This is a genomic window from Sphingomonas psychrotolerans (genome assembly GCF_002796605.1).
Taxonomy (GTDB): Bacteria; Pseudomonadota; Alphaproteobacteria; order Sphingomonadales; family Sphingomonadaceae; genus Sphingomonas; species Sphingomonas psychrotolerans.
In genome coordinates this window covers 1,554,848-1,573,598 of sequence record NZ_CP024923.1, presented here as the reverse complement: position 1 = coordinate 1,573,598, position 18,751 = coordinate 1,554,848, and the positions used below count along the sequence as shown (strand labels likewise).

The following is an 18,751-nucleotide window of genomic DNA, read 5'->3' as shown; positions in this document are numbered from 1 at the left end:
TTATGTCACTCGGACCCTTCGATCTCACCGGTGGGCCGTTTCTCCTGCTCTACGGCGTGCTGCTGGTCTTCACCATCATCGTGGGGATCGCCATTCCGCGTTGGCTCAGGCCCGAGGGCAGGGTGCCGCGCAACCCCGATATCGATCATCTCGCCTTCCTTGCCGGCGGTGCCTCGCGGCTCGCCGAGGCGGTCACCGCACGGCTGCTCGCGACCAAGCAGCTCGCGATAGACGGGAAGAAGTTTCTTGCGGGCGGGCTCGGTGGCACCACGGCCGCCGAACGCAGCGTGCTCGCGCTGCCTCAACCGGCTAACTGGGGCCAAATCGCGGGCGCGGTGAAGCGCCACGCCGATCCGATCCGCGAGCGACTGATCGCGGACGGGCAACTGATGGATGGTTGGGCCGCGCTCCAGCTGCGCTTCTGGCAGACCTCGCCTTACTTCCTGCTGTTCGCCTTCGGCTGGACCAAGCTCCAGATCGGCGAGGCGCGCGGGAAGCCCGTCGGCTTCCTCATCTCGCTGCTGGTGATCACTGCTATCCTCGCGGTGATCCGCTTCGCCGCGCTCGACCGGCGGACGCGCGCGGGGCAGGAAGTGCTCGGCGAGGCGCGCGAGCGATCGGAACGGCTTCGCCGTGCGCCGGCGGAGGGCGAGGCAGGCCTCGCAGTGGCGCTCTTCGGCACGGTGGTGCTGGTCGGCTCGACATTTGGCGACTTCCACCGGATGCGGACGAGCAACGACGGCGCGGGCGGCGGCGACAGCGGCAGCAGCGGTGGCGGCGATGGGGGAGGCTGTGGCGGCGGCGGTTGCGGCGGCTGCGGCGGCGGCTGATCAGCGCCGCAGCGGGCGCTGTTCGGCGAGCATGTTGCGGATCGTCGTCGCGGCGACCCCGGCTTCGCCCATCGCGTGGCTGATCTGGTCGAGCCCCTTGGCGACGTCTCCCGCGGCGAACAGTCCGGGTACCGAAGTACGCTGGTGATCGTCGACTTCGAGGCACCCGTCCTCCGCAGCACGCGCGCCAGCCTGGATCGCCAGCCCTGAGCGAATACGCGAGCCTAGCGCAGGGTAGATGCTGTCGAACGACAGCCGGCCCTCCGCAGTGTCGAGGGCGATCCGGTCGCCTTCGATGGCATAGGCGCCGCACGGCCCCTCGACCCGCACGATCCCGGCGGCATCGAGCTCGGCGGCACGACCTTCGGGCAGATCGTGGCTCTCGGGGGCGATCAGCGTCACGTCGGCCGAATAGCCGCGCAGGAACAGTGCCTCGTTGGTACCGCGATCGCCGGTGCCGATTACGCCCACGCGCTTGTCGGTGACTTCATAGCCGTCACAGATCGGGCAATAGCGCAGCAGCCCACGTTGGAGCGCCTCGGCGTGGAGCGCTTCATCCATCTCCGGACGGTGATTGACCACGCCGGTCGCGAGCAGGATCGAGCGCGCCGGACAGTCGCGCTCGCCGACCCGGGCGATGAAGCCGGTTTCGGAGGTGCGCAGCCCGGTGACCTCGGCGAACTCGCGGACCGCGCCGTATTTCTCCGCCTGTTCGGCCATCCGCGCGAGGAGTTCCTTGCCCGAGATGCCGTCGGGGTAGCCGGCATGATTGCGTGTGCACGGGATCAGCGCGGCCCGGCTCGACCCGCAGTCGAACAGGCGGATCTTGAGGTGGAAGCGGGCGAGGTAGATGGCGGCGGTGAGCCCGGCAGGGCCGGCGCCGATGATGATGCAGTCGTCCATCGCGCCCTAACGCACGTCGCGCCGTTTCAGCGCACTCGGTGGGCGACGATAGACCTGACGGAAGGTAGCGTTGAAGGATCGCACGCTGCCAAACCCCGCCGCCAGCGCGATTTCGGTCATGCCGAGGTCGGTGGTGTCGAGCATGCGCTTGGCGCGCTGGACCCTCGCTGTACGCGCTGCCGCCAGGGGCGTAGTGCCGAGATACTGCTGGAACAGCCGCGACAGATGCCGGGCGCCGATGCCGAGCTGGGTGGCGAGCGCCTCGACCCGGGCATCGTCGAGCGCGCCCTGCTCGATCAGCCGCAGCGCACGATCGACCGTGGCGCGCGTGCCCTTCCACGCCGGCGAATGCGGCGCTGCCTCGGGCCGACAGCGCAGGCACGGGCGCAGCCCTGCCGCTTCGGCCGCAGCGGCGCTCGCGAAATAGCGGACGTTGCGCGATAAGGGCTGTCGGACCGGGCAGATCGGGCGACAGTAGATGCCGGTCGATTTTACGCCGATGAAGATCACCCCGTCGAACGCGGGATCGCGCGCATAGCGGACCCGCTCGCACAAGGCGAAGTCGAGTTCCAGGGCGTCGGAGGGCATCATCGGGGCGGTTCTAGCGGCGCGCACGGCTTCTGTCCTCCCCGGAGCCGGTGACCAGGTCCGAATGCTGCCAGCGGACCGCGCTCGGCCGCGCTAGCCTTGCGCAACGCCGACAAAGGAGACGCACCATGGCATCGATCCATCACGACATCTTCATCGCCGCATCGCCCGAATCCATCTGGAGCGCTGTCCGCGCGGTCGAACGGCTGCATGACCTGCTCGTTCCCGGCTTCGTCGCTGCCACCGAGATGCTGGACGGGGACGGCGCGCCGGTACGCCGCGTTACCTTCGCCAAAGGCCACGTCGTCGACGAGGCGATCGTGTCGGTCGATGACGATCGCCGCCGTCTGGTCTGGACCGTCACGCAGTTCGAGCATCACAATGGCGTACTGACGGTAACCGAGGCGGAAGGTGGTGCCAGCGTCAGCTGGACCGCCGATCTGCTGCCCGATGCGCTCGCCGGGCAGGTCTCGCCGATGATGGCGCAGGGCCTCGCGATCATGAAGGCGCATCTCGAGGGTGCCAAAGCCTGAGCGCTTGCCAAGCCCAAGCGGTGCGGGCCATGGAACCGCATGCCATTCACCGCCACCGTCCTCACGCTCTATCCCGAGATGTTTCCCGGGCCGCTCGGCGTCTCGCTGGCCGGACGGGCGTTGCGCGAGGGACTGTGGAGCCTCGAGCCGGTGCAGATCCGCGACTTCGCGACCGACAAGCATCGCTCGGTGGACCATACGCCCGCCGGGGGCGGAGCGGGGATGGTGATGCGTGCCGACGTCATTGCCGCCGCACTCGACAGCGTGCCGTCCGGACGTCCGGTGTTGGCGATGACGCCGCGTGGCGCACCGCTGACGCAAGAGCGGGTGCGGGCGCTCGCGGCGGGCGAAGGCGTCACGATCCTGTGCGGTCGCTTCGAGGGGATCGACGAGCGATTGTTCGAGGGTCGCGAGATCGAACAGGTGTCGATCGGCGACTATATATTGTCGGGCGGTGAGATGGCGGCGCTCACCCTGCTCGACGCTTGCATTCGGCTGCTTCCCGGCGTAATGGGCGCGGCTTCCAGCGGCATGGACGAGAGCTTCGAAACGGGGCTGCTCGAATATCCGCAATATACCCGACCTGCGATATGGGAAGGGCGCACGATCCCCGAAGTGCTGCGATCGGGGGATCATGCGAGGATCGAAGCTTGGCGACGTGCCCAGGCCGAGACCGACACACGGCTAAGGAGGCCGGACCTTTGGGAGCGCCATGAGGGCGCTCGGGTTCATTCTCCCTCTGGCGCGCAGCGACGAAACAGGAACGACAAGTCATGAACGTCATCCAGACGCTCGAAGCCGAGCAGATCGCCAAGTTCAACGAGACCAAGAAGATTCCGGAATTCCGCCCGGGCGACACGCTCCGCGTCGGCGTGAAGGTCGTCGAAGGCGAGCGCACCCGTGTGCAGAATTACGAAGGCGTGTGCATCGCCCGTGCCAATCGCGGCATGGGTTCGAGCTTCACTGTCCGCAAGATCAGCTTCGGCGAGGGCGTCGAGCGCGTCTTCCCGCTTTATTCGCCGAACATCGATGCAATCGAAGTCGTCCGCCGCGGCGTCGTGCGTCGCGCGAAGCTCTATTATCTGCGTGGCCGCACCGGCAAGTCGGCGCGTATCGCCGAGCGCCGCGACGTGCGCCCGACCGAGGTTGCGGCAGCCGAATAACGGCTCCGTCTTTTCGAGACAGAGAAGGGGTGCGGTGGCGATGGCTACCGCGCCCCTTTTCGCGTCTGATGGCCAGAACACGGAACGCGTCCGGATCTGCGCGGAACGGAGCGGGGCAGGGGAGGAGCCTGGGGTCGTGTGGGGGCAGGGCAGCCATGCTGGTCTGCGATTTAGCCCGCAGCGTTCAAAGAATTGCCGCGCGATTCACCCGCATCCGTAATTGCACCTATAATGGTAAATAAGATGCTAACGAAAGGCGAGCCGTGTTCGACGCGACGATGTTACAGCCCCGGACTCTCGACGAGCGCCACGCCCTGGCGATTCCGCTGCGCAGTGAACTTGCCCATTTCGAGCTCTGTCCCATGTGCGGCCAGGCAGTCGATCGGCGCGACATCCATGCAGTGATGCATCACCTGCCGGTGGGGCATCAACCCGTGCCCTGCCACTGAGATTCTACGCATAGCTGACGATTTCGAACTCGGTGCCGTCATGGTCGAAGAAGTAGAAGCGCCGACCCGGATCGTAATCGGCATGCGCGAAAGGGACGAGCCCCGCGGCGACCACGCGGCGCTCGATATCGTCGAGATCGTCGACGAGAATGCCGACATGGTTGAGCGGACGTCCCTTCTCGAAGATCGCATCGTCGGGGGCGTCGTGCGGGGAATAGACCGCGAGATAGGTGCGCTCGTCGCCGACATGGATCGTGCGGCCATTGTCGCGCGCCGGGCCTTCCCAGCGAACGTGCCAATCGAACAGATCGGCAAGCAGTTGCGCAGTCCGCTCGGGGCTGCGGACGGTGAGGTTGACGTGCTCGATATAGGGAGCCGGCATGGATTTCCTTTCCGGTTTGGAGGCCATGCCGCAAGCAGCTACAACCTCAACCTAAGTTGAGGTCAAGCACAAAATCGGAGATGGAATGAACCGCGGCAACGAACTGCTGACGATCGGCGAGCTGGCGGCGCGCACCGGGCTCTCGGTGTCGGCGGTGCGCTTTTACGAGCGCAAGGGGCTGGTCCATCCGATCCGCACCGGCGGCAATCAGCGGCGCTTCCTGCGCGCCGACATCCGCCGCGTCTCGTTCGCGCTGATCGCCCAGCAATTGGGCTTCACGCTGCCGCAGATCGCCGCCGAACTCGGCAAGCTGCCCGAGGGGACGGCGCCGAGCGCGGCCGATTGGAAACGGATCAGCCGTGGCTTTCGGCAAGTGATCGAGACGCGCGTCGCCCAGCTCCAGCGCACCCTCGACGATCTCGACGGCTGCATCGGCTGCGGCTGCCTGAGCCTGCGCAAATGCGCGCTATACAATCCCGAGGATCGCGCCGCGCAGAACGGCGCCGGGCCGCGCTTCATCCTCGTCTCGCGCAAGGTGGCGATGGGGCTGGGCGACTAAGCCTTTACCGGAGAGCCGGTCGCCGCAATAAGACGCGTTCGCCTGCGCTCGCGGGGCGCGATCTCCGGAGAGACGGGAATGCGGGAATGGTTGTTGGGATTGGCTTTGGTTGCGCTGGGAGCACCGCTGATGACCGGTGAGGCGGCAGCACAGGGCAAGGACCTGACCCTCGAGCGTCTCTATGCCAGCCCCGATCTCGCCGGCACCACGCCCCGGAAACTGACGCTGTCGCCCGACGGCAAGTTCGTCACGCTGCTGCGCAACCGCTCCGACGAGAAAGAACGCTTCGATCTTTGGGCGATGGACACGCGCACCGGCCAGTGGCGGATGTTGGTCGATTCGAAGAAGCTAGGTACCGGGGCCGAACTCTCGGAGGCCGAGAAGATGCAGCGCGAGCGGGCGCGGATCGGCGGGACCAAGGGCATCGTCTCCTATGACTGGTCGGCCGACTCGCAGTCCGTCCTCGTCCCGCTGGAGGGCGAGCTCTATCTCGCCCGGCTGGACGGGCAGGTGCACAAGCTCGCCGCGGCGGCGGGACCCAAGCTCAACGCCGTGATCAGCCCGTCGGGCCGCTTCGCCAGCTATGTCCAGGATCAGAATCTGGTGGTTATGGACCTCGCCAGCGGGGCGCCGAAGCGCGTGACGGAGGATGGCACGGGCACCGTCCATTGGGGCGAGGCCGAGTTCGTCGCGCAGGAAGAAATGGACCGCTCGACCGGCTATTGGTGGGCGCGCGACGACAGCCGCGTCGCCGTCGAGCGCTTCGACGAGGCGCCGGTCGGCATCGTCACCCGCGCGGCGATCGGCGCCGAGGGGACCAATATCTACCAGCAACGCTATCCCAAGGCAGGCACGGCGAACGCCTTGGTCGAACTCTATGTGATGCGGCCCGACGGCAGTGCGAAGGTCAAGGTCGATCTCGGCCAGGAGACAGACATCTATCTCGCGCGGGTCGACTGGTCGCGCGACGGCAAGGCGCTCTATGTCCAGCGCCAGAATAGGGATCAGACCGTGCTCGATGTGCTCGCAGTCGACCCCGCGACGGGCAAGTCGAGCGTGCTGTTCAGCGAGAAATCGGGTGCGAAGAGCTGGGTGAACCTGTCCAATGCGCTGACGCCGCTCGACGACGGCAGCCTGATCTGGTGGTCAGAGCGCGACGGGCACGGGCATCTCTATCGCTTCGCCAAGGGCAAATGGACCCAACTCACCAAGGGCGAGTGGGAAGTCACTCCCGACGTGGTCGGCGTCGATCAGGCGGCGGGCCGGGTATTCTTCCTCGGCAACAAGGATGGGGTGCTCGAACGGCACCTTTACATGGCGAGCTATCACAAGGCAGGCAGCGTGGCGCGGCTGACCGAAGCGGGCTGGTGGAACAGCGCAGTGATGGATCCGGCTGGAACGCGCGCGATCGTCACCCGGTCGAGCCCCGATCAACCGTCGCAGGTCTATCTCGCCGAGGCGTCGGGCAAGCGGATCGCGTGGGTGAACGAGAACGCAGTCACCGCGGCCGATCATCCCTACAACCCCTATCTCGCCAGCCACCGTGAGCGAAGCTTCGGCACCATCAAGGGGCCGGACGGGACCGAACTCCACTGGGAGATGGTCAGCCCGAAACGCGAACCGGGCAAGCGTTACCCCGTGTTCTTCCAGCATTATGGCGGGCCGCATGCGCAAACGGTCAGCAAGGCGTGGGGCGGGGCGCTGCAGCAATATATCGTCGATCGCGGCTATGTCTGGTTCCAGATCGACAATCGCGGCTCGGCCAATCGCGGCAAGGCATATGAGGATGCGATCTGGCACGCGATGGGATCGGTCGAGGTCGAGGATCAGATCGCCGGCGCGAACTATCTCAAGACGCTCGATTTCGTCGATCCGGCGAAGATCGTCACCTATGGCTGGTCGTACGGCGGATACATGACGCTCAAGATGCTCGAGGCGGCGCCGGGCGTTTTCGCGGCGGGTGTGGCGGGCGCGCCGGTAAGCAAATGGGAACTCTACGACACCCATTATACCGAGCGTTACATGGGCGATCCGACCAAGGTGGCCGGAGCGTATAAAAGCTCCGATACGATCACCGATGCCGCGAAGATCAAGGATCCGTTGCTGATCATCCACGGCATGGCCGACGACAATGTCGTGCTCGAACACAGCACGGCGATGGCGGCGACGCTGCAGCAGCAAAAGGTGCCGTTCGAGATGATGCTCTATCCGGGCCACACCCATAAGGTCGGCGGACCGGGAGTCAGCGAGCATTTGTGGGCGACCATCCTCGGCTTCCTCGATCGGCAGACCGGGACGGCAAAGCGCTGAGGCGCACGCTGTTCGGGCCCTTGCGTCCCTCAAGCGGTCGAGGGGGTAGCCTCGGCGCCCCGCAGGGCAGCGTGCGCCGCGCGCAGCAGATAGCGTTCCGCTGCGTTGTCCGTGGCCGATATGCCCCAGGCGAAGACCGGCCCCATGCCGCTGTCGCGCCCGATACGCTCGGCGACCGCGTAAAGCTCCTGAGTGGTGGGCTCGCGGTCCTCGGCCACGCACTCGATGACCTCCGCCGCGAATAGCGAACTGGAACTGCCCGTCACCTTCCACACCCTCTCGGTCGTTTTTACCCATGTGGTGCGGACTTGCGCAGGGAGAAGGGGGAGGCCGCGGATAGTTGCGCCAGGACGCACCGCAGCGGCCTCGAAGCGTGTCATCGCCTGACGGCTGAGCCGGGGGCGGGGCGGGCTATGGAAAAGCTGGCGCGCCCGGCTGGATTCGAACCAGCGACCACAGGCTTAGAAGGCATGTGCTCTATCCAGCTGAGCTACGGGCGCGCGCGGCGACTGCCTCTGCCACGGATTGCGCGTCAGCGAAACCGGCATCATAAACATGCGATGATCGAGGGGGCACAGGGGCCGGCGCAGGTTGCCGCGCGCGACGTGAGCGGCGGGCATTTCCGCTATTATGATTTCATCATGGCAGCGTTCGTTGCGATTCTGCTGCTGTCGAACGTGCTCGGCGCGGGCAAGGTCGCGCAGGTCTGGTTGCCCGGCATCGGTTTCTGGCCGTTCGGCGCGGGCATCCTGTTTTTCCCGCTCTCCTACGTGATCGGCGACGTGCTGACCGAGGTCTATGGCTATGCGCGCGCCCGGCGGGTGATCTGGGCGGGCACCGGCGCGGTGCTGTTCATGGCATTCATGTCGTGGGTGGTGGTGATGCTGCCGCCGGCGCCGAGCTGGGGCAACCAGGGTGCCTATGAGACGATCTTCGGGCAGGTGCCGCGGATCGTCCTCGCTTCGGTCTGCGCCTTCTGGGCGGGCGAGTTCGTCAATTCCTATGTGCTCGCGCGGATGAAATTGTGGACGCAGGGCCGAATGCTGTGGGCACGCACGATCGGATCCACCTTTGCCGGGCAGGCAATCGACAGCCTGATCTTCTATCCGCTCGCCTTTCTCGGCGCCGTGGGCTGGACGACCGAGCTCGTCCTCCAGGTGCTGTTCACCCAATGGGCGCTCAAGGTCGGCTGGGAAGTGCTGCTGACTCCGGCCACCTATGCGATCGTCGGCTTCCTCAAGCGCCGTGAAGGCGTTGACGTCTATGACGAGGGAACCGACTTCACGCCCTTCGCCACGCGGGTTTGATGAGCCCGCTCCAGGCGATCAAATTCTGGCTGATCCAGCATCTCGGTCTCGCCAAGGATGCGCTGCACGTTCATGTCGGGTTGCTGCTCTTCGTCGGCAGCGCGTTGCTGTTCCGATGGCCGCTCCGCAGTTGGAAGCCCTGGGCCGTGGCGCTGGCCGCCACGCTGCTGGGCGAGGCTTGGGATCTGCGCGACAGCCTGGTCTATCATACGCGCATCGACCTCTGGGGAAATTTGCACGACGTGTGGAACACGATGCTGTGGCCGAGCCTGTTCGTCGTGCTGGCGCGGACCACACGGCTTTTCGGAGGGCAGGCGGCCCGCCGCTAGGCATGCAAACTGCGCACTTGCACATTGTTGCAGCATCGGAACAATCTCGGTCGCGAGACTGAGAGGAGCGTGCCATGACTGCCGAGGAAGCGACGTTCACGAGCGCGGGCGAGCTCGATATCTTCTATCGCGTGTGGCAGCCGGCGGCGGCGCCGCGCGCAGTGGTGGTCATCTGCCACGGCGTCAATTCGCATGGCGGGCAGCATGCATGGGCGGCGGAACGGTTCGTCGAGAGCGGCTATGTCGTGCTTGCGCTCGATCTGCGCGGGCGCGGCCGTTCGGCGGGCGAGCGCTTCTATGTCGAGGACATTGCGGACTATGTCGCGGACGTTGCGGGCACGATCGGCATCGCCAAAGCGCGCTATCCGGGGCTGAAGCTGTTCCTGCTCGGCCACAGCGCCGGCGGAGTGACCTCGGCGAGCTATGTGCTCGACCACCAGGCCGAGATCGACGGCTTCATCTGCGAGAGTTTCGCCTTTCAGGTCCCCGCGCCGGGCTTCGCGCTCGCCGCGATCAAGGGGCTGAGCCACATCGCCCCCCGGCTGGGCGTGCTCAAGCTCAAGAACGAGGACTTCTCACGCGATCCTGAATGGGTCGCGGCGCTCAATGCCGATCCGCTGATCGAGAACGAGACCCAACCGGCGGCGACGGTGGCGGCATTGGTCCGCGCCGATGAGCGGCTGCGCGAGGAATTCCCGACGATCACCTTGCCGGTGCTGATCCTGCACGGCACCGCCGACAAGGCGACGGTGTGCGAGGGCAGCGTGTTCTTTCACGAGACCGCCGGATCGGCCGACAAGACGCTCAAGCTGTACAAGGATCATTATCACGACCTGCTCGCGGATGTGGGCAAGGAAGAAGTGATGGCGGACATCAAGGCGTGGCTGGAGGCGCATCTGTAAGGCGGGCTGGCGGCCGGGTAAGTTGACACCAGGTTGACACCTGGCGGGTCTCTCGCGCGACGCGCCGCTGAAGCTATTGCGATGCGCCGGGGAGGCGGCAGGGACGCGACAGTGGCGCGCCCGTCACGCGCCACATACGCGGCGCTCACGCGCCCGGTACGCTACACGCATGCGCCAGCTACGCGACACCTGCGTGCCGGCAAATCGATTGAGGGGGATGGCGCCGGAGAGATACAGGCGATGCTGTTGATCCGACAATGTCAAAGAGCGCCGGCAACGCCGGCCGCCCAAGGCAAGCAGACGAAATCCTACATTGCAAGCGCCAGAAGAAATGTCGGCTGCCGTTGGAAAGCGGTCGTAGCGCGCTCGCGCCGCGGTCTGCAGCTTTGCGCCCGCCTGCCGCCATTCTGTCGAGCATGGCCGAATTCCAGAAGCCGCCCCGCGTTCTCGTCCAGCCCGCCTGACGTTCTCGGCGGGAAGTTGTACGATCCGGGAATGGCACTACGGCTCTCAGGCTCCTTTCTGGGCACCGCTTCCTTCGGAACGCGAGTGCGAGGGGTTCAAGGTCGCGCTACGCCGCGCAACCGTGCCGCCGGACGCCGTTCCCGATCACGCGTACGAAACCACCCACCTGATCCTCGCGGTCGAGGATGGCTATGTCAGCGGCGCCGTCCGTGCGCGGTCGTGGCGAGGTCCATCCATGCTGGTGTACAATCCACCCGGTACCCTGCATCGTGACCCGATACACACGACTGGCGGGCGGTTCGTGTCCATTGATCTGCCTGCGGGCGCAGAGCCGAAGGGTGTGGCTGATGCGATGGTCGTCCGAGCCGGTGAGGCGAGATCGGCGACGAACCTGGTTGTGGCCGCCATAATGGCAGGCTCCACGTATCTTGAGCTCGAGGATTCACTGCCTGGCCAGTCGGTTGCACTGGCGGCCAGCAAGGATCGTACGCAAGCGCGCCCTCCCTGGCTGCAGATCGCCACAGAGGCGCTGGCCGATCTTGCGGACGTGCCGGAATTGAGAGTGCGTGACCTGGCCCGGATTGCAGGCGTCCACCCGGTGCACCTCGCGCGCGTCTTCAGGGAGCATTTCGGCTGCTCGCCTGGTACGGCCATAAGACGCACCAGGATCGAGCGGGTCGCGGCAGCGCTGTCCAGGAGACGCTCGATTGCGGCCCTCGCTGCGGAGCACGGCTTCGCCGACCATGCGCATCTGACGCGCTGCTTCCGCGCGGCCTATGGCGTGACCCCCTCGGCCTTTCGAGCCGCTTTCGATTGACGGGCGACGATGTTGCACGCGTTCAAGACGAGAGCCCGTCATCAGGATAGGCGCTGTCCATCAACAGAGGCGAGACGTTCCATGACGCGATGGTTGCCGACCTCCATGATGTTAGCAGCGGCGGTAATCTGGTCCTGCACGCCCGTACGGGCTCAAGTCGCGCCACCGCCCGCCGCTCGGCCCGTCACGCCGCTGGCTGCAATGGATGCGGCGGTGCGCGCGGGAGAGTTCAAGCGCATCACCAGCATCCTCGTCGCCAGACAGGGGCGCACGATGCACGAAACCTATTTCGACGAAGGCGGACCCGAAACGTTGCGCAACACGCGCTCGGTGACCAAGACCGTGACTGCAATGCTGGTAGGTGCCGCCATTCAGCAGCAGCTCCTGCGGGGCGTGAATGCACGCGTGATGCCCTTCTTTGCCGATATGGGACCGTTTGCGAACCCCGATCCGCGCAAGGATGCAATCACTATCGAAGATTTTCTCACCATGAGTTCGCTGCTGGAGTGCGATGACGAGAACCGGTTCTCGGGCGGCAATGAAGAGCGGATGTACCTGATCGAAGACTGGGTCCGCTTCACGCTGGATCTGCCGGTTAAGGGTTTTGCACCCTGGCTGACCAAGCCCGTCGACAGCCCGTACGGCCGCGCCTTCAGCTACTGCACGGCCGGCGCGACCACGCTGGGGGCGATGCTGGAACGTGTCACGGGGCAAAGGCTGGACGCATTCGCACAACGTACGTTGTTCGGCCCGCTCGGCATTCGTGGAGAGCGCTGGCAGCATGCGCCTACCGGCTTTGCGCAGGGCGGGGGCGGGCTTGAACTCAGGAGCCGGGACCTGCTGACCTTGGGGCAACTGATCCTGCACGGCGGTCGTCATGGAGCCACGCAGGTCCTTCCCGCTGCGTGGGTAACTGCTATGACAACGCCGCACGCTCATGTGGACGACAGCCGCGGTGACTATGGCTATCTCACCTGGCTGCCCAACTTTACCGTCCGGGGTCGGAATTTCCCGGCCATCGCTATGTCCGGCACCGGCGGCAACAAGGTGATTGTGGTCCCCGCGCTGGACGTGGTGGCTGTCATCACCACGATTAACTACGGCGTGCCCAACTCACATGCTCTGTCCGAACGGCTGCTCACCGAATACATAATTCCGGCCGCGCTCCTCGATGATGTGGCGGCAGACTGAATACGGCCTTGGCAGCTGGGGACTCAAAACGAGGAAGCTCAGCGCCGCATTAAAAACGCCCATGAAGTCTCAAGCGGTTCGTTCAGCGGACGGGCCGACGGCCAAATGTCGGTCATGCGATGGGTTTGGGGCTGCAATTCCGCTATCGGGTCGACAACAGTCGCTCGTGCCGGCCTGGCAGCCGCCCCTCAGGCAACCGCTTCGAGCAGACCCTCGAAAAGCCGGCGGCCGTCGGTGCCGCCGTGCGCGGCTTCGATGCGGCGTTCGGGGTGCGGCATCATGCCGAGCACATTGCCGGCCGGATTGAGCAAGCCGGCGATGTTGCGCGCGGAGCCGTTGACGTCCTCGGCATAGCGGAAGGCGATGCGGCCTTCGCCTTCGAGGCGGTCGAGCGTCTCGGCGTCAGCGAAGTAATTGCCGTCGTGATGCGCGACGGGGACAGTGATCGTCTCGCCGGTTTCGTAGCCGCTGGTGAAGATCGACTGGCCATTGTCGACCGTCAGCGCGACGTTGCGGCAGACGAAGTTGAGCCCCGAATTGCGCATCAGCGCGCCGGGAAGCAGCCCGGCCTCGGTGAGGATCTGGAAGCCATTGCAGATGCCGATCACCGGCATCCCGCGCTCGGCTGCCTCGACCACCGCGCGAACCACCGGCGATCGCGCCGAGATCGCGCCGCAGCGCAGATAATCGCCGTAAGAGAAGCCGCCGGGGAGGGCGATCAGGCCGACGCCCGAAGGCAGTTCGCTTTCGCCATGCCACACCATGTGCGGGGCGATCCCGGTCACGTCTTCCAGCGCGGTCGCGATGTCGCGATCGCAATTGGAGCCGGGGAAGACGATGACCGCGGTCTTCATGCCCGCTCGATCCGGTAATTCTCGATCACGGTGTTGGCGAGCAGCTTGCGGCACATCTCGTCGACCGCGGCGTCGCTGGTGCCGTCGGCCAGTTCGAGTTCGAAGATCTTGCCGGCGCGAACATCGTCGACGCCGTCAAAGCCGAGGCCGGCGAGGGCGTGCTGGATGGCCTTGCCCTGGGGGTCGAGCACGCCGTTCTTCAGGGTGACGATGATGCGGAGTTTCATGGCCGCGCCTATGGCGTCCCACGCGTCGCGCTGCAACCCGAAAGCGCGGCGCGGGCACCAGCATTGCGTGTTGCGGTTCCCGGGCGAGGCCGGGTGCAGCTTCGACACAGCCAATCGGGTCGAGGGAGCCTCTCGAACGCCATCGCAACTGGACCCCGGCCTTCGCCGGGGAACAGCCTGGCTATTGGCCGATGTGTTTACTTGCCGCGGCGCTTGCGGTGGCTTTCGAGGTCGAGGACCGCCGAATCGGCGCCCTCGGGGAACAGCCCGAGCCGGCGCGCGACTTCCTGATAGGCTTCGACTTCGCCGCCGAGATCGCGGCGGAAGCGATCCTTGTCGAGCTTTTCGTTGGTCACCATGTCCCACAGCCGGCAGCCGTCGGGACTGATCTCGTCGGCGAGGATGATCCGGGCATAGTCATTGTCCCAGATCCGGCCGAATTCGAGCTTGAAGTCGACCAGCCGGATGCCGATCCCGGCGAACAGCCCCGAGAGGAAGTCGTTCACCCGGATCGCCATGTCGGCCATGTCGTGCAGCTCTTCCTGCGCGGCCCAGCCGAAGGCGAGGATATGCTCGTCGGTGACCATCGGATCGCCGAGTGCGTCGTCCTTGTAATAATATTCGACGATCGTGCGCGGCAGCGGAGTGCCTTCTTCGATGCCGAGGCGCTTGGCGAGGCTGCCGGCGACCACGTTGCGCACCACCACTTCGATCGGGACGATCTCGACCTGGCGGATCAATTGCTCGCGCATGTTGAGGCGGCGAATGAAGTGGGTGGGGATGCCGATCCCGGCGAGCAGGGTGAAGATGTGCTCGGAAATACGGTTGTTGAGCACGCCCTTGCCGCTGATCGTGCCCTTTTTCTGCGCGTTGAACGCAGTGGCGTCGTCCTTGAAATACTGGATCAGCGTGCCCGGTTCGGGACCCTCGTAGAGGATCTTGGCCTTGCCTTCGTAGATCTGCCGGCGGCGTGCCATGTCGGCTCTTACCCCTGAAAAGCGTTGCCCCGGCGGCGCGGAAAAGGACCGCACGGCAGCCGGGGCTGTGGAAGCCCGGCGCTATACGGGATGCGGTGTTGCGGTGCAATCAGGCTTCGGCGGGGGTGACCGGTCGAAGCTTGTACCAGCGCCGGACCAGCAGGGTTCCCGCCAGCGCGATCAACACCCAGGGGGTGAGGAAGATCAGCAGGATCAGCAAGTTGCGCCCGATCGCGAACACCATTCCCGCCGATGCGACGACTGCGTCGCCGAGCCGCCCCGACTGCGCGCGCGGCGAAGGCTCGACCGCGACCGCGGGGACATAGTTGATCGTGAATTGCGACAAGGCGACGCGGGTGCGCAGCTGGCGTAGCCACCCTTTCGCCTGATCGAGCTCCTCCTGCGCCGTCGCGACGCTGCGTTCCGCCTCGACCAATTCGGCGACGCGGCCCTGGCGATTGCGCAGCATGTCGGTGAGCCGGGACACGAGGATCTCGCGTTGACGGATTCGGGCCTCGGTATCGACGAGGTCCTTCGAGACGTCTTCGGCAGTGATGTTGGTCTCGGCCGCCCGGCCGCCCGAAGCGGCGATGGCTTTGGTGAGGTCGGTGCGAAAATTCTGGGCGATGCCGCTCGCAACGCGAAGCTGGAGATTGGCGTTGGCATAGCCTTCGTCCGAGCTGCCGTGGCGCATCGACACCAATTGGCATCGGGTGGGACCGAGATTCTGGCAGAGCGCGAGATGCGCCTGCTGGGCATCGGTGATCCGCGGACCGGGCAAACGATAGCCAAGGACATAGGCGTATGCGAGCTGGGGTACGCTGACCTGGATCGGATCGGCCGAGGGCGCCGCTTCGCCCGAGGATTCCGCCGGAGAGGACGGTTCGGACACCGTCAGGCCCGGTGCGCTCGCGACCAGTCTCGAACTGCCGGAAGCGGCGGGCGGCGGCGCCATCTCCGACATCGCCACCGACTGGAGGTCGGCGGATTTCGAAACGCGCCGGAATTCGCTGGACTGGATCAGCAGCAGGCACATTGCCAGAACCGTCAGCCCCGCGAAACCGGCCGAAGTGATTATGATGAGCCGCTTGCGCATTCCATCCTCCTTCACGTTAGTGATGATATAACATCATATATGCGTGCGCGGCACAATGGGAGGATTTGTGTTGGCAGTCGCGCGAAGGGGACAGAAGCGTTTCGGCGGGCCTGGTGATCCAGTCTCCGCGGCGGGCGGCCGCGGAGACTGGTGTTGTTTCAGGCCTGGATCGCCGTGCGCCGCTTGCGAAGGGCACGCAGCGCGAGCACCGGCAGGCCGAGCAGCGCGAGCCATGGCAGCAGATAGATGGCCAGCGACAGGAGGGCGCGCAATCCGACCTGGAACACCGCGCCGGATCCCTGGGCCGCTTCACCGAGATAGGTGCCGAGAGTCTGCGAAGAAGCCGAGGGGGCGATCGCGGCATAGCGGATCTCGAACTCGGACATCGCCACGCGGCCTTTGAGTTCACCGAGCCAGCCGCGCGCCTGATCGAGCTCTTCCTGCGCCTGCGTGACGCTACGTTCGGCCTCGAGCAGGTCCGACACCCGCCCGTTGCGCTTGCGCAGCAGCTCGGTGAGCCGGGCGACGAGGAGTTCGCGCTGGCGGATGCGCGCCTCGGTGTCGACGATCTGTTTGGAGACTTCGTCAGTGGCGACCTTGGCGTTTTCCGGGCGACCGCCGGCCTCGCTCACTTCATGGTCGAGCAAAACTTGAAAGCGGCGAGCGTCGGCCGTGGCGACGCGGAGCTTGAGCTCGGCGTTATTGGACTGCTCTTCACCGACTCCGCGTTCGAGGGCGAGCAATTGACAGCGCGCGGGTCCCATTTCCTCGCACAGGTTGCGATGGGCGTCTTGGGCGGCGGCGATCTTGTCACCGGGCAGGAGGTAGGAGAGGGCGTAGGCGTAGGTCAGTTTGGGAAGCGAGACCGGCAGTTTTGGTGGCGTATCGGGGCCCCGGGCGGTGGGCGCGGCGACTTCCGCCAGCCGGGCAGACCCCGCGGTATCGGACGCCGTCTCCGTCGGGACCTCGGTGACGATCGATTCGGCGGCGGGCTGTCCGCCTTTGCTGGAGTCACCGGCTTCATTAGCGGAGCAAGCGGCGAGCGTCGCGGCGGCGGCGGCCGCGACGAGATGCTTAGGAGCAACGATACGCATGGCAAATCTCCTGCGAAGGGGATGATATGCCATCACATGCGTAGGAAAGCGTCAAGCCACAATTTGGCCATAATCAGGGCCAAATTGTGGCGAAGCAGGCTTTTCTATTATAACGCAAGTGTTTAGCACCGATCGCGTTCCCATGGCGCGTCATATTCGATGGCATTGAGCCGTTCGAATGCGTGTGCGAGTTGGTGAAACAGAAGCGCGAGGCCGGCGCTCAAAGCGTGGTGGCGATCGGCCCATTCGGCGCTTTCATAGTCGTTTGACATGATGGTTCGTCCTCAATGATCCAGGGTGTTTCATCAGCAGGGCTTGTGAAAAAGGCGAGCGGCAGTGCGCCGCTCGCAAGGCACCGCCGAGCGAGGTTATCGGGAGCTGGCGGGTAATCTGGACCGGGTCACCGGCCGGTGCTCGACACCTCGACCGGGGCAGCGGCCTGCGCCACCGCCCGGCTGCGCTGGGGTGCGACGCGCGCCTCGGTCTCGGCGCGGCAGCGCAGGCCGGCCAGTGAACGCGTGGCCTCGCCAATCTGTCTCGTGGGGCAGACCTTCTCGACCGCTCGTGCGATCCTGCGGTCGAATTCGGCGCGGTCGGCGGGGCGCGACAGATCGAGATCCGAATGGCGGACGTGCCGCGTCGCGGGGCTCTCGGGTGCGGCCGCTTGCGGGACAGGGGTGGCGAGAAGTGCGAGGAATGTCAGGAGGTTCAGCATGGCTCGTTTCCTTATGTCGTGCCATCTGCGGCAGCCCCGGTGATTTGGGCCTCCTTTAGCCGCGACGCCAACAAATCGTTGGACTCGTGTAATAAGCAGTACTTATAGATGCGCATGCGCAAGATTCCGCCGCTCGCTGCCGTCCGGGTGTTCGAAGCCGCCGCCCGCCACGCCAATTTCACCCGCGCCGCCGAAGAGCTGGGGATGACCCAGGCTGCGGTCAGCTATCAGATCAAGCTGCTCGAGGAGCGGCTCGGCGCGGCGCTCTTCGCGCGCAACGGCCGCGCAGTGGTGCTCAGCGATCTCGGTCGCCGGATCGCACCGCAGATCACCGGGGCGTTCGACGCGCTGGGCGAGGCCTTCGCATCGGTGCGGGTCGAATCCGAGAGCGTGATGACCATCTCGGCGCCGCGCACGCTCGCCACCAACTGGCTGGCCGGCCGGCTGGGCTCGTTCCAGATCCTGCGCCCCGAACTGGCAGTGCGGCTGCTGGTCAGCGACGAGATGGTCGATCTTCAGGCGGGCGACGCCGATGTCGCCCTGCGCGGGGCAGCCGGGCCGATGCCCGGGCTCTGCGCGCATTTCCTGATGCGGATGCCGGTTACGCCGCTGGCGAGCCCGGGCTTTCTGGCGAAACACCCCCCGGTCGCCAGGCCCGCCGATCTGTTGCGACTGCCGCGCATCACCCCGGCGGACGATTGGTGGGACCTGTGGTTCGGCGCCGCGCTGGGCGACGAAATCGATCGCGGACAGGCTTCGGGGATTCGCTTCGATTCGCAGGTGCTGGACGGAAGCGCCGCGATCGCCGGGCACGGTGTCGCGATCCTCAGCCCGCCGATGTGGCAGTCGGCAATCGACTCGGGACTGCTGGTCCAGGCGCATCCGCACGTCGCCATCTACCGCAACAATTTCTGGCTGATGTACCCCGAGAGCAAGCGCAATCTCCCCAAGATCCGGGCTTTTCGCGACTGGTTGCTCGCCGAGCTCGCCGGCGCGGCGCATCACGATCCGTTCGGCGCGTTGATTTCACCGGAAACCGTCTGACCGGGAGGAACGCCTT

Annotated in this window: 24 protein-coding genes and 1 tRNA gene; 12 read left to right on the top strand and 13 right to left on the bottom strand. The window is 65.7% G+C overall.

Going from position 1 to position 18,751, the window contains the following annotated elements; translation table 11 throughout:
- The first annotated feature begins 2 nt into the window (after positions 1–2).
- Positions 3–830: a TIGR04222 domain-containing membrane protein gene (locus tag CVN68_RS07040; RefSeq protein ID WP_100281559.1), complete on the top strand. Its 828-nt coding sequence runs from the start codon at positions 3–5 to the stop codon at positions 828–830.
- Here CVN68_RS07040 and CVN68_RS07035 read toward each other — a convergent pair whose 3' ends face one another.
- Together CVN68_RS07035 and CVN68_RS07030 are read right to left on the bottom strand one after the other, a co-directional pair.
- Positions 831–1,733, bottom strand: a complete 903-nt coding sequence (locus CVN68_RS07035) for an NAD(P)/FAD-dependent oxidoreductase (protein WP_100281558.1) — start codon at positions 1,731–1,733, stop codon at positions 831–833.
- Positions 1,734–1,739: 6 nt separating this feature from the next.
- On the bottom strand, positions 1,740–2,321 hold the full coding sequence (locus tag CVN68_RS07030; protein ID WP_100284268.1) for a bifunctional transcriptional activator/DNA repair enzyme AdaA: 582 nt from the start codon (positions 2,319–2,321) through the stop codon (positions 1,740–1,742).
- Between the two features lie 128 nt (positions 2,322–2,449).
- Here CVN68_RS07030 and CVN68_RS07025 point away from each other — a divergent pair, with 128 nt between their 5' ends.
- The 3 genes from CVN68_RS07025 to rplS are packed head-to-tail and all read left to right on the top strand — an operon-like array spanning position 2,450 to position 4,017.
- Positions 2,450–2,854 (top strand): SRPBCC family protein, encoded by a 405-nt coding sequence (locus CVN68_RS07025; protein WP_100281557.1) that lies wholly within the window; start codon positions 2,450–2,452, stop codon positions 2,852–2,854.
- A 39-nt stretch (positions 2,855–2,893) separates the two neighbouring features.
- The gene (gene trmD, locus CVN68_RS07020) at positions 2,894–3,631 is read left to right on the top strand and encodes a tRNA (guanosine(37)-N1)-methyltransferase TrmD (RefSeq protein ID WP_100281556.1); all 738 of its coding nucleotides are present in this window, start codon (positions 2,894–2,896) and stop codon (positions 3,629–3,631) included.
- Entirely contained in the window at positions 3,628–4,017 is a 390-nt protein-coding gene (gene rplS, locus CVN68_RS07015; RefSeq protein WP_100281555.1) for a 50S ribosomal protein L19, read from the top strand. Before trmD ends, rplS begins: the two co-directional genes overlap by 4 nt.
- Before the next feature lie 281 nt (positions 4,018–4,298).
- Here the strand turns inward: rplS and CVN68_RS23090 are convergent, their stop codons facing one another.
- Together CVN68_RS23090 and CVN68_RS07010 are read right to left on the bottom strand one after the other, a co-directional pair.
- Entirely contained in the window at positions 4,299–4,478 is a 180-nt protein-coding gene (locus tag CVN68_RS23090) for a hypothetical protein (protein WP_158298774.1), read from the bottom strand.
- Complete coding sequence (locus CVN68_RS07010) at positions 4,471–4,848, bottom strand: VOC family protein (protein ID WP_100281554.1); 378 nt, start codon at positions 4,846–4,848, stop codon at positions 4,471–4,473. Before CVN68_RS07010 ends, CVN68_RS23090 begins: the two co-directional genes overlap by 8 nt.
- Before the next feature lie 85 nt (positions 4,849–4,933).
- Here CVN68_RS07010 and soxR point away from each other — a divergent pair, with 85 nt between their 5' ends.
- Complete coding sequence (gene soxR / locus CVN68_RS07005) at positions 4,934–5,407, top strand: redox-sensitive transcriptional activator SoxR (RefSeq protein WP_100281553.1); 474 nt, start codon at positions 4,934–4,936, stop codon at positions 5,405–5,407.
- 78 nt (positions 5,408–5,485) lie between these two features.
- Positions 5,486–7,717: a S9 family peptidase gene (locus CVN68_RS07000; protein ID WP_100281552.1), complete on the top strand. Its 2,232-nt coding sequence runs from the start codon at positions 5,486–5,488 to the stop codon at positions 7,715–7,717.
- A gap of 29 nt (positions 7,718–7,746) precedes the next feature.
- On the opposite strand, the gene CVN68_RS06995 is transcribed toward CVN68_RS07000, so the two are convergent.
- Both CVN68_RS06995 and CVN68_RS06990 read right to left on the bottom strand, forming a co-directional pair.
- Positions 7,747–7,992 carry a hypothetical protein gene (locus CVN68_RS06995; protein ID WP_233503618.1) on the bottom strand — a complete coding sequence of 82 codons (246 nt, stop codon included), beginning with the start codon at positions 7,990–7,992 and terminating at the stop codon, positions 7,747–7,749.
- Between the two features lie 148 nt (positions 7,993–8,140).
- Positions 8,141–8,217 (bottom strand) — tRNA-Arg (locus CVN68_RS06990).
- Between the two features lie 60 nt (positions 8,218–8,277).
- Between CVN68_RS06990 and CVN68_RS06985 the strand changes: the two genes are divergently transcribed.
- The 5 genes from CVN68_RS06985 to CVN68_RS06965 all read left to right on the top strand — a co-directional run bounded on the left by CVN68_RS06985 (position 8,278) and on the right by CVN68_RS06965 (position 12,728).
- The gene (locus CVN68_RS06985) at positions 8,278–9,024 is read left to right on the top strand and encodes a queuosine precursor transporter (protein WP_158298773.1); all 747 of its coding nucleotides are present in this window, start codon (positions 8,278–8,280) and stop codon (positions 9,022–9,024) included.
- On the top strand, positions 9,024–9,353 hold the full coding sequence (locus CVN68_RS06980; RefSeq protein ID WP_100281550.1) for a hypothetical protein: 330 nt from the start codon (positions 9,024–9,026) through the stop codon (positions 9,351–9,353). The genes CVN68_RS06985 and CVN68_RS06980 overlap by 1 nt, the downstream gene beginning before the upstream one ends.
- Positions 9,354–9,427: 74 nt before the next feature.
- Positions 9,428–10,255, top strand: a complete 828-nt coding sequence (locus CVN68_RS06975; protein WP_100281549.1) for an alpha/beta hydrolase — start codon at positions 9,428–9,430, stop codon at positions 10,253–10,255.
- A 586-nt stretch (positions 10,256–10,841) separates the two neighbouring features.
- The gene (locus CVN68_RS06970) at positions 10,842–11,537 is read left to right on the top strand and encodes a helix-turn-helix domain-containing protein (RefSeq protein WP_100281548.1); all 696 of its coding nucleotides are present in this window, start codon (positions 10,842–10,844) and stop codon (positions 11,535–11,537) included.
- 81 nt (positions 11,538–11,618) lie between these two features.
- Positions 11,619–12,728: a serine hydrolase domain-containing protein gene (locus CVN68_RS06965; protein WP_233503617.1), complete on the top strand. Its 1,110-nt coding sequence runs from the start codon at positions 11,619–11,621 to the stop codon at positions 12,726–12,728.
- A 188-nt stretch (positions 12,729–12,916) separates the two neighbouring features.
- Here CVN68_RS06965 and purQ read toward each other — a convergent pair whose 3' ends face one another.
- The 7 genes from purQ to CVN68_RS06935 form a co-directional block, all read right to left on the bottom strand.
- On the bottom strand, positions 12,917–13,582 hold the full coding sequence (gene purQ / locus CVN68_RS06960) for a phosphoribosylformylglycinamidine synthase subunit PurQ (RefSeq protein WP_100281546.1): 666 nt from the start codon (positions 13,580–13,582) through the stop codon (positions 12,917–12,919).
- Positions 13,579–13,809, bottom strand: a complete 231-nt coding sequence (purS, locus tag CVN68_RS06955) for a phosphoribosylformylglycinamidine synthase subunit PurS (RefSeq protein WP_100281545.1) — start codon at positions 13,807–13,809, stop codon at positions 13,579–13,581. The genes purQ and purS overlap by 4 nt, the downstream gene beginning before the upstream one ends.
- A gap of 197 nt (positions 13,810–14,006) precedes the next feature.
- On the bottom strand, positions 14,007–14,786 hold the full coding sequence (gene purC / locus CVN68_RS06950; protein WP_100281544.1) for a phosphoribosylaminoimidazolesuccinocarboxamide synthase: 780 nt from the start codon (positions 14,784–14,786) through the stop codon (positions 14,007–14,009).
- 109 nt (positions 14,787–14,895) lie between these two features.
- Positions 14,896–15,882 carry a DUF4349 domain-containing protein gene (locus CVN68_RS06945; RefSeq protein WP_100281543.1) on the bottom strand — a complete coding sequence of 329 codons (987 nt, stop codon included), beginning with the start codon at positions 15,880–15,882 and terminating at the stop codon, positions 14,896–14,898.
- Positions 15,883–16,040: 158 nt separating this feature from the next.
- Complete coding sequence (locus CVN68_RS06940) at positions 16,041–16,976, bottom strand: DUF4349 domain-containing protein (protein ID WP_100281542.1); 936 nt, start codon at positions 16,974–16,976, stop codon at positions 16,041–16,043.
- A gap of 122 nt (positions 16,977–17,098) precedes the next feature.
- Positions 17,099–17,248: a hypothetical protein gene (locus CVN68_RS23085; protein ID WP_158298772.1), complete on the bottom strand. Its 150-nt coding sequence runs from the start codon at positions 17,246–17,248 to the stop codon at positions 17,099–17,101.
- Positions 17,249–17,376: 128 nt separating this feature from the next.
- Positions 17,377–17,691: a UrcA family protein gene (locus CVN68_RS06935; RefSeq protein ID WP_100281541.1), complete on the bottom strand. Its 315-nt coding sequence runs from the start codon at positions 17,689–17,691 to the stop codon at positions 17,377–17,379.
- A gap of 114 nt (positions 17,692–17,805) precedes the next feature.
- On the opposite strand from CVN68_RS06935, the gene CVN68_RS06930 reads away from it, so the two are divergent.
- Positions 17,806–18,735 (top strand): LysR substrate-binding domain-containing protein, encoded by a 930-nt coding sequence (locus CVN68_RS06930; RefSeq protein WP_100284266.1) that lies wholly within the window; start codon positions 17,806–17,808, stop codon positions 18,733–18,735.
- Positions 18,736–18,751 lie beyond the last annotated feature (16 nt).